The organism is Streptomyces sp. NPDC058052, assembly GCF_042885515.1.
In the GTDB taxonomy this organism is placed as follows: domain Bacteria; phylum Actinomycetota; class Actinomycetes; order Streptomycetales; family Streptomycetaceae; genus Streptomyces.
Window position 1 is genome coordinate 1 of record NZ_JBHVRX010000032.1, and the last position, 16,185, is coordinate 16,185.

Below are 16,185 nucleotides of genomic sequence, written 5' to 3' on the forward strand. Positions count from 1 at the left end.
GCCCGGCCGCCCGGCCCGGCGGGCGCGCCGGCGGCCTTCGGCCACCGGGCTGTGCGCCGACCGGGCGCACGCGGCGCTCAGGGGGCCGGGCGCTGCGGGGCACTCGCCACCCCGGACTCCCGGCCGCTCAGCGCGACGTCCAGCGTCTCCTGGGCCGTGCGCATCGCATCGGCGTACTGAGGCTCGGACATGCGCTCCCAGGCGCGGTCCGGTGCGACGTCCTCGACCCGGCTGACCACCCACCAGATGTTGCCGAACGGATCCCGCACCCGGCCGCCGCGATCCCCCCACGCGCTGTCGGTGACCTCGGTGACGACCCGCGCCCCGTGCCGGACCGCGGCCGCCATGGCGGCGTCCGCGTCGGGGACGTAGATCCGCAGGAGCGACGGCATCGCCGGCCAGTCGGGCCGCCGGTCGAAGGCGAGCACCACCGTGTCGCCGACGCGGATCTCGCCGTGGCCGATGGTGCCGTCCTCGACCGGCACGCGTGCGACCTCCTCGCCGTCGAACGCGGCGGTGATGAAGTCGAGCAGTGCACCGGTGTCGTCGGTGACCACCCACGGCGCGACGCTGGTGTAGCCCTCGGGTGCGGTGTGACGCATGGGTCCCGTCCTCTCCTGTGGCGCTTCGTGACGTGACCACCGTAGAACGCAATGAGGTCAACGTTGGTCCTAGTTCCCGTGCGAGACGAAACTCGTCGGCGTCTCGCTCGCCAGGCGGTCCGGACGCGGCGACGAGTCACCTCCCCGCACAGGGCGGTGGCGACGACGTCTTCGATTCGGCGATGATGAGCCGCAGGGTCCAGTCCGTTGAGGGGAGCTTCGTGGCGGATCTGATGTGGGGGAGTCCGCTGGACGACAGAGACCCTGCGGTGGTGGGTCCCTACACGCTGCTGCGGGTCCTGGGGCAGGGCGGAATGGGCCGTGTCTACCTCGCACGTGGCCTCGCCACGCGGTTGTACGCGGTCAAGGTGATCCGCCCGCACCTCGCGGACGAGGACGGGTTCCGGGCGCGGTTCGTGCGGGAGGCGTCGGCGGCCCGGGCGGTGAGCGGAGCGTTCACCGCGCCGGTGGTCGAGGTGTCCCCACCGGACGCCGAACTGCTCTGGATGGCCGTCGAGTTCGTCGCGGCGCCGTCGCTCGACGTGCTCATCGAGCGAGCCGGGGTGCTGCCACCGGCAGGGGTGTGGTGGGTCGCGGCCGGCATCGCGGAGGCTCTGTTGTCGGTCCATGGCGCCGGGCTGGTGCACCGGGACCTGAAACCGGCGAACGTGCTGGTGACGTCCGGTGGGCCGCGGGTGATCGACTTCGGGATCGCCAAGGCGCTGGACGCGGCGGGCACGGCTTCCACGCACCTGATGGGCACGTCGGGGTTCATCGCCCCGGAGCACATCCGGGGAGCGGCCGAGCCGGCCAGTGACGTGTTCGCGCTGGGTGCCGTGATGGTGTTCGCGGCGACGGGACGCGCGCCGTTCGAAGGGCCGAGCGTGGGCGACGTCCTGGCGCAGACCCTGTACCAGCCGCCGACCCTCGACGGACTGCCGGACGAGCTGGCTGACGTGGTGGGGCGGTGTCTCTCCAAGGAGCCGGAGGCGAGGCCCACCCCGAGCCAGATCCTGGAGGAGTTCAGACACCACCGGGACCGGACCGCCGCCCCCCACGCCGCGTCAAGCTGGCTGCCCGGCACCGTACTTGCCGTGATCGAAGGCTTCGGCAGTCCGGCATCCACAGCCCCGACCGCCCCCCTCCCGCCGCCTGCGACGACCCGTCTCCTGGTAACAGACCTGCACGAACGCGCCCTTGAGGCACAAGCACTGGCCGAGGCGGGTGACGCGGCCGCCGCGCGGGACCTGTACGCCAGTGTGTTCCGCGACCGCCGCCGGGTACTCGGCCCCGACCACCCCGACACCCTGGACGCGCAGGAGCAGCACGCCCGCCGCACGATCGAGGCGGGCGACGCGGCGGCCGCGCGGGAGCTGTTCGCGGATCTGGTGGGTGACCGTACGCGGGCGCTGGGTGCTGACGATCCGGAGACGCTCCGTACGCGGGGCTGGCATGCCTGGTGTTCGGCCGAGGCGGGTGACGCGGCGGCCGCGCGCGATCTGTACGCCGATCTGCTGCGCGACCGCACTCGGGTGCTCGGCCGGGACCACCCCGACACGCTGTTCGTGCAGCGGGAGCATGCTCACTTCACGGGTGAGGCGGGTGACGCGGCGGCGGCAGGGGATCTGTACGCGGGTTTGGCTCGTGCCCGTGCTCGGGTACTCGGAGCCGACGCCCCCGAAACCCTCGACGCCCGGTACTGGCACGCTTTCTGTGCGGGTGAGGCGGGTGACGCCGCAGCCGCCCGGGATCTGTTCGCCGATCTGGTTCGCGACCGTAGGCGAGTGCTCGGCCCGGACCACCCTGACACCCTGGACGCGCAGGAGCAGCACGCCCGCCGCACGATCGAGGCGGGCGACGCGGCGGCCGCGCGTGAGCTGTTCGCGAACCTGGTCGGTGACCGCACGCGGGCTCTTGGCGCTGACGATCCCGAGACGCTCCGTACGCGGGGCTGGCATGCCTGGTGTGCAGGCGACTCGGGTGACGTGGAGGCCGCGCGGGATCTGTTCGCCGATCTGGTCCGCGACCGTACAAGGGTGCTCGGTGCGGACCACCCGGACACCCTGTTCACGCGGCGTGAACATGCCTACTTCACAGGGGCGACGGGTGATCCCTCGGCCGCGCGGGATCTGTTCGCCGATCTGGTTCGTGACCGCAGCCGGGTGCTCGGTCCGGACCACCCCGACACCCTGGACGTGCAGGAGCAGCACGCCCGCCGCACGATCGAGGCGGGTGACGCGGCGGCGGCGCGGGATGCTTACGCCGCTCTGGTGGGTGACCGTACGCGGGTCCTGGGCGCCGACGATCCCGAGACGCTCCGCACGCGGGATTGGCATGCCTGGTGTACCGCTGAGGCGGGTGACGTGCCGGCCGCAAGCGCGTTGTACGCCGATCTGCTGCGGGACCGCACCCGGGTGCTCGGGCCTGACCACCCCGACACCCTGCATACGAAGCACCAGCACACCCACTTCACGGCGGCGGCAGGATGACGAGGCTCGGGCCTGTCCAGGCCGTGCGTCTCGCGATCCAGCAGGATTTCACCGTCTGAGCCGTGGGTCTCGCCGCAGCACGCCGACCCGTCGGGTGCGGGCGCCGGCAACGCCTCGTACGACACGGGTCCAGGTTCGGGAGTGTGCGGCGATGTCGTGGCCCGTGACGGCCCGGGCGTACGCGTGCAAGGCGGTGAGGACCTCCGCGCGGGAGCGGCGGCCCGGGAGGACCTCCATCTGGTAGCCGTCCTCCATGGCGACGAAGCTGGCGGCGAGGAGCCGGGGCGGGTCCTGCAGGGTGACATCGTGCGCCAGCAGGCCGGCCCCGGCGAGGAGGTCCTCGTCGACGTCCTTCGAGCTGGACGCGGTCACCCGGGTACGCGCCTACGGCTCCGCCGGCATCAACCGCCCCTGGACCCAGCTGGCCCGCTACGGCGAGTCGGTGATGCTTCCGATGTACGGCGGCGAAGGCATCCACACGCCTGACTGGTTCAAGGACGAGACCTTCTGACGACTCTCCGAGCGGACCCCCCTCGACCCGACGGCCCGTTCCCGCTGTCAGTGGTGGGGGGCCCAGGGGTCGTCGAGCCATGGGGGTCCGGCCGTTCGGGGTGGAGCGTTTTCCGGATGCGGTGCCGCAAGCCGGGCTCGCGGGGCGAGCCGACCGCGTCCATCCAGGGCAGTGCTTCCCTGGTGTGGACGCGTTCGTCGGTGGCGAGCGCGTCGACGGTGGCGCGCAGGATGCCGGGGATCGGCTCGTCAAGGCGGCAGAGCCGGCCGACGGCGGCGGCGAGCCGGACATCGAGCCCTGGGAGTGCCGGCTCTATTGACCGTCACCGTGCAACGCCACCCTTCGGGAAAGGGTGGCGCCTCCCGCGACCCCGCTCCCCCTTGATCCCCGCGGCCGAGTCTGACTAGGTTTGCCGCCGGCGATCGACGATCAAGCAGGTGGGACGTATGGCGGGTCTTCATGACCTGGTGGAACTGTTCGGCCTGCCATTGGCCCGCGAGGCGTCCCCGGACGACTGGGCAGAGGTCGAGAACTATGTCGGCTCTCCGCTGCCAGGCGACTTCAAGGCATTCCTCGACGCCTACGGCGCCGGCGTGATCTGCGGAGAGCTGGTGGCCTTCCACCCCGTGGGGTCGAGCCCGCTGCTGGATCGGATGCGGAAGATCCACGAGTCGTTCGGGCAGTCCTGGCGACGCGACTCGGACGCGTACCCCTTCCGGTTCCACCCCGCCCCGGGCGGCCTGATCTCCTGGGGATACGACTACTCCGGCGACGAGCACTTCTTCTGGCCGTGCGAACCGGACCCTGCCCGCTGGAAGATCGTCACGAACATCAACGGGGCCGACCCCGTGGTCTTCGACGGCCCGTTCACCGACTTCGTGCTCGACTTCGTCAAGCGCCTTCGAGACGTGGACCCGCACTACGGGGTCGACCCTGAACTCCTGGAGTTCCTTGAGCCGGAAGACCTGAACCAACTGGCGGAGTTCGGCGAGATCGGTCCGGTCGAGCCGACCTTTGAACCGTTCTGAATCCGGCTGGCACCCCCCCCCGACGAAATCACCGCGAGGGATCCACCGGTCGTTCTGATCGGACGTGCGACGTCACGGACCGTGTCTCGACCGTGGCCGGAGCAGTGGCGTTCTTCCTCACGCGGTCCCCTGATCGGCGGGAGGGGGAGAAGCGGGAGTGTGAGTGAGGCCCAGCGCCATGATGTCCCCCTGGCTCACGTGCCACTCCCCTTCGTCCCGCACGCGAGGACGGCCGTGCGTCGTCCCCACGGCTCCGGGCAGGCGACGCCAGGGAAGCCGTGCGGGCTCGCGGACGACCACCAGCTTCGGGTGATCGGTGCGGCACTCCAGCACGGCGTACAGCCACCAGATTTCGCCGCAGCCGGTCATGGCGCTGTGCTGCCGGTCGCGGATCGACACGCTCGTGGGTCCGCCGCGCCCCTTGACCTCGATGAGCCGGGCGAGCGAACCGTCGTGGTTCCGGGAGACCAGATCGCACGTGACCCGCCGGCTGGATGTCCACTGCCGCACCTCGGCGATGAGCCCCGGCGGCCAGCCGCGACCGACATCTGTCACCTGGCGGCCGCCTGGGCCCGCTCGTACTCCACGGCCATGGTCACGGCGATCCGCTCGACCTCGTTGCTGTCCACGCACCAGAGCCTGCCACGTGCGGCCGCACCCCGGCGGCATGGTCGAACACGACCGCACCGGGATCGCCGGGCCGGCGCTGCCGTGATCACACCGGCCCTCGCCATGAACTCGGTTGCGGATGCCGCCGGTCCGGACCGATCCTCTGCGGAGGCGAGGGTCAAGGGGGAGAACGACGTGGGACTGATGCTGTTCCCGGGAGACGAGGACCTCGGCAGTCCCGATGTCGCCTGGTCCTACAGGGACTTCGCCGCGTTCCGGCGACTGCTGGCGGAAGCCGAGGGGTTCACTCTCCACGACATGCGCGGCTTCGGCGGAGAGCGGCCCTGGAGCGACGTCTCGACCTCGCTCGAACCGTTCCTCGATCGGCCCGACGACGGCGGAGGCGAGCTCTCGCCCACCGAGTGCGCCGCGCTCGTGCCGCGCTTGCAGGCGATCGTCGACCAGTGGCAGACCGACGACGACGTCCCCCGGATGCACACCGACGCGGCTCGACAACTGCTCGTCGTCCTCAGGCTCTGCGTCGCGAAGGACGTCGACCTCTGCTTCCTCTGACCCCGACGCGGCGCGATGCTCGCAGGGGGTGACCGCCGATGTCGGCCGGCCGGCGCCTGGCCGGTCTCTCCGCTGCGGCATCCTGGTGCGATGAGTGACGTCGAGGCGATGTGGCAGTCGTGGTCGTCCGGACTGACGCCCGAGAAGCGGGCTGCGGCGGAGTGGCTTCGCACGCGGTTCGAGGCCGTCGGCGCGGCTGACGCACTGGAGCTGGTGCGGTCCGAGATCGATGAGAACCAGCCGCACCTGGCACGGTTCGTGCTGCTCCGTTCCCTGTGGCTGGGCGCGATCGACGGTTGGGCCGACCCGGGAGCGCTGGAGCAGGTGGCGGCAGCCCGGCGCCTGCTCGACGCGGGGGCGGACCGGGACGATCTCGCGCTGCTGGCGCGGGCCGTCGCCTACGAGGCGGTGTTCGCCACGGTGGACGAGCTCGACTGCGGCGCCGACGTGAACGTGTCCGGGGTCCACGTCGGCTGGACGGGCATGGAGACGGGCGAGGACGGACGTCCCACCGGCCGCCCGCTCTCGGGCCTCCACGAAGACCTCCTGACGAGGGACCCGAGCGGACGCGACGGTGCGGACCTCTGGAAGTAGGGCAGCGGGCGGCGTGTTCGGTGAACGGGCCGCGGGCGCGGAACCCCGGGCGGTGGTGGACCGGCTCGCCGTCGGCCGACGCCTGGAGACCGGCCGCCGGCACGCGGGTGGTGACGACGTCCCTCGGCCGCGGATCAGAGCTGGTGCGCGATGCGTCGCGCGAGCTGTTCCAGGAACTCCCGCAGACCGGACGCGACGACCTCGAAGTCGGCCGACCACGAAGCACCTGTGGACCTCCAGACCCGTCCGCTGTCCCCGAGCGCGAACAGATGGCCCCCGCCGTCGCTCGCGAACACCGGTGCGTCCGTCTCGCCGGCGATCGGAGCGGGGCCGTACGTCTGGAAGTGCTCGGCCACCAGGGACGGTGGGTGGATGAAGTAGCCGCTGCCGACATCGGGGAGGGACGCCTCGCCGATCACCCAGTAGAGCGTGGTCAGGTCGGAGGGGATCGGCGTCAGGTCGACGAGCGCGCCCGTCGCCCCGTGGCTGTCGTCGGTCGCGAGCGTCACGGCGTTGCGGCCGGGCGGGAAGCCGTGGGCCGGGAGGAACGTCCGCGTCAGTTCCGCCAGTGCCGCGTCGGTCCGTTCCCACCAGGACCGGAGCCACTCCGCGTCGAGCCGCTCACCCGGCACGTTTCCCCCGCGGGACGACGTCACGGCGCCGCTCACGCCGTGTACTGGCGGCACTCGCCGGTGAAGACGACGGCGAGCTCGGCGGCGAGCAGGGGCCCCACGTAGCGGGTGACGGTCTCTCCCGCGGTGTCTTCGGGCTCGAGGTAGACCTGGAGCGCGAGCCCTTCCATCACGGCGGCGAGGCGTACGGCGGCGGCGTGGGGGTCCAGGTGTTCGTCGACCTCTCCGCACTCCTTGCCGTTGTGGACGGCGCGGGCGATGTCCTCGCGCATCCGGCGGGCGCTCTGGGTGTCGACCTCGGCCAGGGCGGGGGCGTCGAGGGCGCGGCCGGCGAACGCGCGCGCCACGCGGTGCTCGGCGCGGCGGGCCCCGTCCAGGGGGATGTACTCGGTCATCACGTCGGCCATGACCTGCGCGAGGGGCCTTCTGTGGGCGACGCCGTCCCTGATGCGCTCCTCGACCCGGGCCCGGATGCGGGCGGAGACCTCGCGGAAGGTGTGGAGCAGCATCTCGTCCTTGGTGCGGAAGTAGTGCTGCACCAGGCCCACGGACATGCCCGCGGCGGCGGCCGTGCGCGCGACGGTGACGGCGTCGAGACCGTGATCGGAGATCAACGTGCCGACGGCGTCGGCGATCTGACGGCGGCGTTCCTCGTGGTCGGCTGTTCTCGGCACTTGATGACCGTACCAGCGTACGGTTATAACCGTATTGCCATACGGTTATCGCTCGCGCCCCCGGAAGAACGAGGTCATCCTCATGCAGCCCGTCCTGTTACGACGCGCCGCCGCGGCGGCGGCCGCCCTCCTGATGGTCCTGATCCCCTCGTGCGGGACACCGGCGGTGGCGAGAGGGGCGGCGACGGCGCGCGCCGCCGTTCCGGCGGACCGCTTCGCGGAGATGGACGCCCATGTGCGCGAGCGCATGCGGGCCACCCGTACCCCCGGGCTCGCCTACGCCGTCGTCGGCCCCGACGGTCCGATCCATAGCCGGGCCTGGGGCACGGACGGGAACGGCGAGCCGGTCACGGCCTCGACCCCCTTCCTGTGGGGCTCGGTCGCCAAACCGATCGCGGCGAGCGCCGTGATGACGCTCGTGCAGGACGGACGGCTCCGGCTCGACGACCGGGTCGTCGACCGTCTGCCGTCCTTCCGCTTCGGCGGCCCCGGCCACGCCGGCCGGGTCACGGTCCGTCATCTGCTCCAGCAGACGGCGGGCCTCCCGGAGTCGGCGACCTTCGCGGTCACCGACTGCGTCGACGCCGACTGCCCGGACGCGAGGGGCCGGATCGCCGAGCTGGACGGTGTACGTCCGCTGGGGCCGCCCGGCACCACGTACGCCTACACCAGCGCCAACTACCTCGTCCTGGCCGCCCTGGCCGAGGCCGTCACCGGCCGCCCCTTCGCCGAGCACCTCCGGGACGCCGTCCTGCGCCCCGCCGGCATGGACGGGGCGATCGCCGACCGGGCCTCCGCCCGCGAGCGGAACCTTCCTCCCGGGCATCAACTCCTGTGGGGCGTACCGTCCGCGGTCGTCGACGGTGTCGACGACGACGGCGCCGCCTACGGCTACACGGGCGGCGACCTGGACGACCTCGCCGCCTTCGCCTCCCTCCAGCTGCGGTCGGGAAGGACCGCCGAGGGGGCGACCGTGCTGACTCCCGCATCCGTCCGTCTCATGCGGCAGCCGGGCCGGCTCCGGCCGTCCGGCACCGCCACCGGATACGGACTCGGCTGGCGTGTCGGCGGCCTGGAGGCGCCGCTCGACACCGCCGTCTGGCACACGGGCGCCACCCCGGGCTACTCCGCCGTGGTCGTCCTCCTGCCGGACCGGGACCTCGCCCTCGTCCTCCAGCAGAACCTGCACGGCCTCCTCCACGACGCCGCCGTCATGGACGTCGGCTTCGGCGCGGCCCGCATGCTCGCCGGAGGGACCGCGGCCGAGTCCCCCTCCGCTATGCCCTACCACGCGACCGTCTGGGGCCTCACCGTCCTGGCCCTCGTCCTCCTCGCGGAGGTCCTCCACGCGTACCGCCTGCTGCGGCGCGGGGACGGCCGCCGCATCGCCCCCGCCGTCCTGTGGTGTCTCGCCGGTGCCGCTCCCTCGGCCGCCCTGGTGGCGGCTCTCGTCCTCGTCGGCCCCGGGGCGCTGTGGACCTGGACGCCCGACGCGTTCACGGCCCTGTGCGCGGCGGCCGTCGCCGGGGCGGCCGTCGTCGGTCTGCGGCTCGGGGCCGTCCGCGGCGGCGGGTGTGAGGCGCGGCGTCGTGCCGCGGCGGCACGCGGCCCAGGGGGCTGACCGAAGGGGAGCCCCGTGATCTCCGATCGAGGGGCAGGCCCTCGATCGGAGATCACCTTTCCTTTACAGTGGTGTAGAAGGCCGTGCCCCCACCGGCCCGATCCCGCCCGGATCCCCATCCCCAGGACGAGAAGGAGTGAGCGACCCGCAATGGGTGAGCCTCCCAGTACGAGCCGTGCCACCGCCCGCCCCGACGCGCCGAGCCGGGGAGCGGGGGTGGCGCGGTGACCGAGGTCCTGCTCCTCCTGCTCGCGCTCGCCCTCACCCTCGCGTGCGCCGTCTTCGTCGCGGCCGAGTTCTCCCTGACCACCGTGGACCGCGGTGAGCTGGAGCGGGCCGCCGAAGCCGGGGAGCGGGGGGCCGAGAGCGCCCTGCGGGCCGTCCGCCGGCTGACCGTGCAGCTCTCCGGCGCCCAGCTGGGCATCACCGTCACCTCCCTGGTGATCGGCATGCTGGCCGAGCCGTCGCTGGCGGCGCTGCTGCGCGGCCCGTTGGAGGCGATCGGCCTCGGCGCGGCGTCGTCGTCCGTCGCCACCGTCCTCGGGGTGGCCGTCTCCACCGTCGTGCTCATGGTCGTCGGCGAGCTCGTGCCGAAGAACTGGGCGATCTCCCGCCCGCTCGCCGTCGCCAAGGTCGTCGCCGGCCCGCAGCGCGGCTTCACCGCCGCCTTCGGCCCGTTCATCCGGCACCTCAACGGCACCGCGAACCGGTTCGTGCGCCGCCTCGGCCTGGAGCCCGCCGAAGAACTGCACACCGTACGGACCCCCGCCGAACTGGCCTCCCTCGCCCGGCACAGCGCGGCGCAGGGCGCCCTGGAGGCGGACTCGGCCGAGCTGTTCGTCCGGACGCTCCACCTCGGCGAGCTGACCGCGGAGAACGTCATGACACCCCGCGTCGACGTCCGCGCCCTGGAAGCGCGCGCCACCGCCGCCGACGCAGCCGACCTGACCCACGCCACCGGCCTGTCCCGCTTCCCGGTCTACCGGGGGCACCACGACGACGTCATCGGGACCGTCCACATCCGCGACGTCCTCGCCCTGCCGCCGCGGGAGCGGTCCGCCACCCCGGTCACCGCCCTGACCACCCCGCCGCTGCTCGTCCCCGAGACGCTGCCCGCCGACCGGCTCCTGGAACGCCTGCGCGCCCACCGGGGCATGGCCGTCGTGATCGACGAGTACGGCGGCATGGCCGGCGTGGCCACCGTCGAGGACGTCGTCGAGGAGGTCGTCGGCGACGTGCGCGACGAGCACGACCCGGCCGAGGTCCCCGATCTGCTCCCCGCGCCGCCCACCGACGACGGCCGGGCCACCTGGGAGGCGGACGGAGGCGTACGGATCGACCAGCTGGCCCGGATGGGCCTGCGCGCTCCGGAAGGCCCGTACGCGACGATCGCCGGGCTCATCGCCACCCGCCTCGGCCGCATCCCCGCCCAGGGCGACGCGGTCCAGCTCGACGGCTGGCGGCTCGACGTCCTCGACGTCGAGCACCACCGCGCGGACCGCGTCCACCTCACCGAGCCCGCCCGCGCCGCGGAGCCCGAGGGCGCCGGAGCGGCCCGATGACCGCGCTCCAGCTCACCATCGGCTTCCTCACCCTCCTGACGAACGCCTTCTTCGTCGGCGGCGAGTTCTCGCTGATCTCCGTCCGCCGCAGCCAGATCGAACCCCTCGCCGGCGAGGGCGACCGCCGCGCCCGCATGACGCTGTGGGGCCTGGAACACCTCTCCGCGCTCCTCGCCACCGCCCAGCTCGGCATCACCGCGTCCTCGCTGGTGCTCGGCGCCGTGGCCGAACCCGCGATCGCCCACCTCCTGGAGCCGCTCTTCGAGGCGGCCCACGTGCCGCACGGCCTCGTGCACCCGATCGCCTTCGTCATCGCCCTCGCCCTGGCGACGTACGCGCACATGCTGATCGGCGAGATGGTCCCGAAGAACATCGCACTCGCCGCCCCGGTGAGGACCGCGCTGCTCCTCGGACCGCCGCTGGTCGCCCTCACCCGCGCGCTCAAGCCGGTCGTCTTCGGCGTCAACGCCTTCGCCAACGGCCTCCTGCGCCTGTTGAGGGTCGAGCCCAGGGACGAGGTCGCCGCCGTCTACACCGACGACCAGCTCGCCCGCATGGTCCAGGACACCAGCGCCGCCGGCCTGCTCTCGCCCGCCGACGGCGAACGGCTGCGCGACGCCCTGGAACTCGGCACACGACCGGTCGGCGAGATCGCCGTCCCCGCCGCGCGGATGGTCATCGTGGACCACCGGACGACCCCGGCCGAACTGGAGCGGACGGCCGCCCGCGCCGGCTACTCCCGTTTCCCGGTCACCGGCCCCGCCGGCGCCGTCCTCGGCTACCTGCACATCAAGGACACCCTCGGCGTGGCGGACCGCGACAGGCCCTTCCCGCGGACCGCCTTCCACACCGTCACGCGGATACCCACCGACACCCCGCTGGACGACGCCCTCACGGCCCTGCGCGCCGCCGGGAGCCACCTGGCCGCCGTCACCGGCGCGTCCGGCACGGTCCTCGGCTACGTGACGATGGAGGACGTCCTGGAGGAGCTGGTGGGGCCCGCCACCGTGTGAGCACCGGGCCCCTTCCCGGGACGCGCCTTCCCGGGATACGCCTTCCCGGTACGCGCTGTCCCCGGACCGGGGCGTCCACCGAGCCGGTCCTTGCGGCCCGCCCCGGCCCAGCGCAGTCCAGTCCCGTCCGGCCGCACGGCGCGCCGCTCGCGCTCCGTCCGCCGCGTACCCGCCGATACTCGAACCCGTTCACCCCTGACCGACGCCCCACGAAGGAGCACCTGCTTGTCCGCCAGAACGACGCGTCCCGTCCCCTCGAAGGGGTGCGGTCACCGATGAACGCCGCTCTCGGCCTGCTGGCCGTCCTCGTGCTGACCGCCGGCACCGGCTACTTCGTGGCCCAGGAGTTCGCCTATGTCGCCGCCGACCGGATCGCCCTCGCCCGCGAGGCCGAGGCCGGCGACAGACGGGCGGCCCGCGCGCTGAAGGTCCTCGAACGCCTCTCCTTCATGCTCTCCGGCGCCCAGCTCGGCATCACCGTCACCGGCCTCGTCGTCGGCTTCCTCGCCGAGCCGTCCGTCTCCGCCCTGCTGAAGCCCGCGCTGGACGGGACGGGCCTGTCGGACGGGGCGGTGTCGGCGATCTCCGTCGTCCTCGCCTTCGTGGTCGCCACCGTCCTCCAGATGGTCCTGGGCGAACTCGCGCCGAAGAACCTGGCGCTCGCGGTCCCCGAACGGCTCGCCAAGTCCCTGGCGCCCTCCACCCTCCTCTATCTGAAGGTCGTCGGACCGATCGTCCGCGTCTTCGACGGCGCCGCGAACAGGCTGCTCCGCAAGGTCGGCATCGAGCCCGTCGAGGAGCTGCACCACGGCGCCACCCTGGAGGAGCTCAGCCACCTCATCGGCGAGTCCCACGAGCAGGGCCGGCTCCCCGCCGACACCGCCGAACTCCTCGACCACGCGCTGGAGTTCTCCGAGCGGACCCTGGACGAGGTGATGGTCCCGCGCGCCGACGCCGTCTTCGTCCGCAAGGACGCCACGCTCACCGAGGCGGTCGGGCTCATCGCGGAGCACGGCCACTCCAACTACCCCGTCCTCGGCGACCACCCCGACGACATCGCCGGCGTCCTCGGCGTGCGCGACCTCGCCCGCCTGCCCGCCGACCGGTTCTCCACCCTCACCGCGGGGGAGGCCGACCGCGCGCCCCTGCTGCTGCCCGACACGCTGCCGCTGCCCCAGGCGGTGGCGCGGATGCGGGAGGCGGACGACGAGTTCGCCGTCGTCCTGGACGAGCACGGCGGCATCGCGGGCATCGTCACCTACGAGGACATCGCCGAGGAACTCGTCGGCGACATCGCCGACGAGACCGACACCGTCGTCGCGCTCGCCGTCCCGGACGGGGACGGCTGGCGCGTCGACGCGGGCCGCCGGCTCGACGAGATCGAGGACGCCACCGGCATCGCGCTGCCGGGCGACGACGACTACGACACCGTCGCCGGCCTGGTCATCGACCGCCTCGGCCGCTTCCCCACCATCGGCGACGGCCTCACCGTCGACGGCGTCCGCATCGACGTCCTCAGCCTCGACCGCCACGTACCCGGACGCGTCCGCATCGAGCGCGTCCAGCCGACCGTCCCGGCCGAGGAGACCCAGGCATGAGCTTCCCCATGGCCCTCTTCATCACCGTCCTGCTGCTCATCGGCAGCGGCTTCTTCGTCGCCGCCGAGTTCGCCCTCGTCGCCGCCAAGCGCCACCGCATCGAGAAGGCGGTCGCCGACGGGCAGCGCGGCGCGAAGGCCGCCCTCGCCGGCATGCGCGAGCTGTCGCTGATGCTCGCCGGCGCCCAGCTCGGCATCACCCTGTGCACCCTCGGCCTCGGCGCCATCTCCAAGCCGGCCATCTCCCACGAACTCGACCCGCTGCTCGTCGACCTCGGACTGCCCGAAGGGCTCAGCTACGGCATCGCGTTCGCCGTCGCCATGATCGTCGTGGTCTTCCTTCACATGGTCCTCGGCGAGATGGCCCCCAAGTCCTGGGCCATCGCCCACCCCGAGCGCTCCGCCATGCTGCTGACCCCGCCGTTCCGGGCCCTGGTCAAGGCCGTACGCCCGCTGATCTGGCTGCTCAACAAGGTCAGCAACGCACTCGTCCGCATGTGCCGCGTCCAGCCCCGCGACGAACTCGCGGCCGTCCACAACCGCGAGCAGCTCACCCACCTCGTCGAGGAGTCCGCGCGCCTCGGTCTCATCAACAGGACCGACTCCCAGCTCATCACCCGCTCGCTCACCGAGCCCCAGACCCCCGTCGCCGCACTCCAGACCCCGGCCGCCGACATCGTCGCCGTCCCCGCCGACGCCGGCCTCGACGCGCTCCTCGTCCAGGCGTCCGAGGCCGACCGCTCGCGCCTCCTCGTCCGCGACGGAGACGTCGTCCTCGGCTCGGTGCACGCCCGTGACGCCCTCGTCGCCCGCACCCGCGGCCGGGACCTGACCGCGCGCGACCTCGCCCGCCCCGTGCCCGAACTGGCCGGTACGGAGACCGTCGCCGGCGCGATCGAACAGCTCCGCCGGCGCCGGTCCTCCCTCGCTCTCGTCCGCGACGACGAGGGCACGCTCACCGGCCTGGTCAGCCTGGACGACCTCCTGGTCCGGATCATGGGACCGCAGACGGCCTGAGACCCGCCCGGGCGGGGCGTGCATGACCGCCGCGCGCACACTTTCGGACGTTGTTGGCGGAGAACCGCTCACGCGTCCCGCCAGGAGCGCGCGCCCACCTATCCTCTACAAACGTGTAGAGGCGCGGTGGTCGCGCCTCCCGGTCGGTGGGGGTGCGTGATGTCTTCGTGCGCCTTCACGTCCGCCGTGCCCCTCCGGTGTCTCGATCCCGTCCCCGCGCGGGGACGGACGCCGTCGCCCTCCTGTCTTCGCCCGCCCCGCTCGCGAATCCGAGGTGACCTCGCATGACGGACCACACGCCGGACTGGGAAACGGCACTGCTCTCCGGCGGCCCCGCCGACGGAACGCGCGTGCGGGTCCAGGGCAGGCCGGGCCTCGTCCAGGTGACGTACCCCTGTGAGGTGGAGGAGCCCCGGGACGGCATGCGGGCGACGGCCGTCTACGTCTACCGCCGCGACGGGCGCTCGCCCGGACCGCTGCGGTACGGCTACGACCCGGCCGCACCCTGACTGCCCGACCGCACAAGCCAAAGGAAGGAGTGAACACCCGATGGTGTTCAAGCGTCTGCTCGGCTCGCTCGGCGTAGGGGGTCCCTCGGTGGACACCGTGCTCGACCCGGGTGCGGTGGCACCTGGCGGCGCCGTCGCCGGGCAGGTCCGACTCCAGGGCGGCCACGCCGACTTCACGGTCGAGCACATCACCCTGGAGCTCGTCGCCCGGGTCGAGGCCGAACACGACGACGGCGAGGCCGAGGGCGTGATCGCCTTCCACCAGCACGTCGTCGCGGGCGGCTTCCGCCTGGCCGAGGACGAGCACCGCAGCGTGCCGTTCTCCTTCACCCTGCCGTGGGAGACGCCGATCACCGAGCTGTACGGGCAGGGCCTCGGCATCGCCCTCGGCGTACGCACCGAACTCGGCGTCGCCGGAGCCAGGGACAAGGGCGACCTCGACCCGCTCGCCGTCCGCCCCCTGCCCGCTCAGGAGGCGATCCTGGGGGCGCTGGGCCGGCTCGGCTTCGCCTTCAGGTCCGCCGACCTGGAACTCGGCCGCATCGGCGGCACGGCCCAGCAACTGCCGTTCTACCAGGAGATCGAACTGGCTCCGGCGCCCCAGTACGCCCACCAGTTCGACGAGATCGAGGTGACGTTCCTCGCCGGCGCCGCCGGGCTGGACGTCGTCCTGGAGGCCGACAAGCGGGGCGGTCTCCTCTCCGGGGGGCACGACGCGCTGACCCGCTACTCGGTCGCTCACCACGACGTCGAGCACACGGACTGGTACGCCGAGGTCGACGGCTGGATCCGCGCCCTCGTCGAGCACCGCGCCGCCGGACACGGTTCGTACGGCCACGGCGGCCACCACTCCGGCCCGGGTGCGGGGGCGGCCGTCGCCGTCGGTGCCGCGGGTCTGGCCGTCGGGGTCGTCGGCGGCATGGTGGCCGCCGAAGTCGTCGACGAGGTGGGCGACTTCTTCGAAGGGGACGAGGAGGACGGCGAGGAGTGAGCGCGGCTCGATGAGGCGTTCCGGAGGAAGGGGGGCTGTGCCGCGCCTTCGCCGGAACGGTCGAGCCGGTTGGGTGCCCCCGCCCCGCTCGAATCCGGGTCACGCGCACCTGATAACTTCTACAGTGTTGTAGAAGACAGGTCCGTCCGGGCCACCGCTCCAT

At 72.8% G+C, this 16,185-nt stretch carries 17 protein-coding genes; 12 read left to right on the forward strand and 5 right to left on the reverse strand.

The window, feature by feature from the left end:
* Positions 1-77: 77 nt before the first annotated feature.
* On the reverse strand, positions 78-602 hold the full coding sequence (locus ACFVU3_RS32000) for a VOC family protein (RefSeq protein ID WP_390071755.1): 525 nt from the start codon (positions 600-602) through the stop codon (positions 78-80).
* Positions 603-823: 221 nt separating this feature from the next.
* Here ACFVU3_RS32000 and ACFVU3_RS32005 point away from each other — a divergent pair, with 221 nt between their 5' ends.
* A complete protein-coding gene (locus ACFVU3_RS32005) occupies positions 824-3,091 on the forward strand; it encodes a tetratricopeptide repeat protein (RefSeq protein WP_390071756.1) in 2,268 nt (755 codons plus the stop codon).
* 48 nt (positions 3,092-3,139) lie between these two features.
* Here the strand turns inward: ACFVU3_RS32005 and ACFVU3_RS32010 are convergent, their stop codons facing one another.
* The gene (locus tag ACFVU3_RS32010; RefSeq protein WP_390071757.1) at positions 3,140-3,463 is read right to left on the reverse strand and encodes a hypothetical protein; all 324 of its coding nucleotides are present in this window, start codon (positions 3,461-3,463) and stop codon (positions 3,140-3,142) included.
* Between the two features lie 218 nt (positions 3,464-3,681).
* Between ACFVU3_RS32010 and ACFVU3_RS32015 the strand changes: the two genes are divergently transcribed.
* Complete coding sequence (locus ACFVU3_RS32015) at positions 3,682-3,921, forward strand: hypothetical protein (protein ID WP_390071758.1); 240 nt, start codon at positions 3,682-3,684, stop codon at positions 3,919-3,921.
* Positions 3,922-4,048: 127 nt separating this feature from the next.
* The gene (locus tag ACFVU3_RS32020; protein ID WP_390071759.1) at positions 4,049-4,630 is read left to right on the forward strand and encodes a hypothetical protein; all 582 of its coding nucleotides are present in this window, start codon (positions 4,049-4,051) and stop codon (positions 4,628-4,630) included.
* A gap of 117 nt (positions 4,631-4,747) precedes the next feature.
* Here ACFVU3_RS32020 and ACFVU3_RS32025 read toward each other — a convergent pair whose 3' ends face one another.
* Positions 4,748-5,185: a protein NO VEIN domain-containing protein gene (locus ACFVU3_RS32025; protein ID WP_390071761.1), complete on the reverse strand. Its 438-nt coding sequence runs from the start codon at positions 5,183-5,185 to the stop codon at positions 4,748-4,750.
* Between the two features lie 258 nt (positions 5,186-5,443).
* Between ACFVU3_RS32025 and ACFVU3_RS32030 the strand changes: the two genes are divergently transcribed.
* Both ACFVU3_RS32030 and ACFVU3_RS32035 read left to right on the forward strand, forming a co-directional pair.
* Positions 5,444-5,812: a hypothetical protein gene (locus ACFVU3_RS32030; RefSeq protein ID WP_390071904.1), complete on the forward strand. Its 369-nt coding sequence runs from the start codon at positions 5,444-5,446 to the stop codon at positions 5,810-5,812.
* 90 nt (positions 5,813-5,902) lie between these two features.
* Positions 5,903-6,406, forward strand: coding sequence for a hypothetical protein (locus ACFVU3_RS32035; protein WP_390071762.1), 504 nt, complete (start codon positions 5,903-5,905; stop codon positions 6,404-6,406).
* A 134-nt stretch (positions 6,407-6,540) separates the two neighbouring features.
* On the opposite strand, the gene ACFVU3_RS32040 is transcribed toward ACFVU3_RS32035, so the two are convergent.
* Together ACFVU3_RS32040 and ACFVU3_RS32045 are read right to left on the reverse strand one after the other, a co-directional pair.
* Positions 6,541-7,038, reverse strand: a complete 498-nt coding sequence (locus tag ACFVU3_RS32040; RefSeq protein ID WP_390071764.1) for a hypothetical protein — start codon at positions 7,036-7,038, stop codon at positions 6,541-6,543.
* 32 nt (positions 7,039-7,070) lie between these two features.
* Positions 7,071-7,712, reverse strand: a complete 642-nt coding sequence (locus ACFVU3_RS32045) for a TetR/AcrR family transcriptional regulator (protein ID WP_390071765.1) — start codon at positions 7,710-7,712, stop codon at positions 7,071-7,073.
* An 82-nt stretch (positions 7,713-7,794) separates the two neighbouring features.
* Between ACFVU3_RS32045 and ACFVU3_RS32050 the strand changes: the two genes are divergently transcribed.
* From ACFVU3_RS32050 to ACFVU3_RS32080, 7 genes are all read left to right on the forward strand, one after another.
* Complete coding sequence (locus ACFVU3_RS32050; RefSeq protein ID WP_390071766.1) at positions 7,795-9,333, forward strand: serine hydrolase domain-containing protein; 1,539 nt, start codon at positions 7,795-7,797, stop codon at positions 9,331-9,333.
* Between the two features lie 224 nt (positions 9,334-9,557).
* Positions 9,558-10,895, forward strand: a complete 1,338-nt coding sequence (locus tag ACFVU3_RS32055; protein ID WP_390071768.1) for a hemolysin family protein — start codon at positions 9,558-9,560, stop codon at positions 10,893-10,895.
* The gene (locus tag ACFVU3_RS32060) at positions 10,892-11,908 is read left to right on the forward strand and encodes a hemolysin family protein (RefSeq protein ID WP_390071770.1); all 1,017 of its coding nucleotides are present in this window, start codon (positions 10,892-10,894) and stop codon (positions 11,906-11,908) included. Before ACFVU3_RS32055 ends, ACFVU3_RS32060 begins: the two co-directional genes overlap by 4 nt.
* Positions 11,909-12,183: 275 nt before the next feature.
* Positions 12,184-13,506, forward strand: coding sequence for a hemolysin family protein (locus ACFVU3_RS32065; protein WP_390071772.1), 1,323 nt, complete (start codon positions 12,184-12,186; stop codon positions 13,504-13,506).
* Positions 13,503-14,522: a hemolysin family protein gene (locus ACFVU3_RS32070; RefSeq protein WP_390071774.1), complete on the forward strand. Its 1,020-nt coding sequence runs from the start codon at positions 13,503-13,505 to the stop codon at positions 14,520-14,522. The genes ACFVU3_RS32065 and ACFVU3_RS32070 overlap by 4 nt, the downstream gene beginning before the upstream one ends.
* Before the next feature lie 284 nt (positions 14,523-14,806).
* Positions 14,807-15,031, forward strand: coding sequence for a hypothetical protein (locus ACFVU3_RS32075; protein WP_390071776.1), 225 nt, complete (start codon positions 14,807-14,809; stop codon positions 15,029-15,031).
* A 40-nt stretch (positions 15,032-15,071) separates the two neighbouring features.
* A complete protein-coding gene (locus ACFVU3_RS32080; protein WP_390071777.1) occupies positions 15,072-16,022 on the forward strand; it encodes a sporulation protein in 951 nt (316 codons plus the stop codon).
* Positions 16,023-16,185 lie beyond the last annotated feature (163 nt).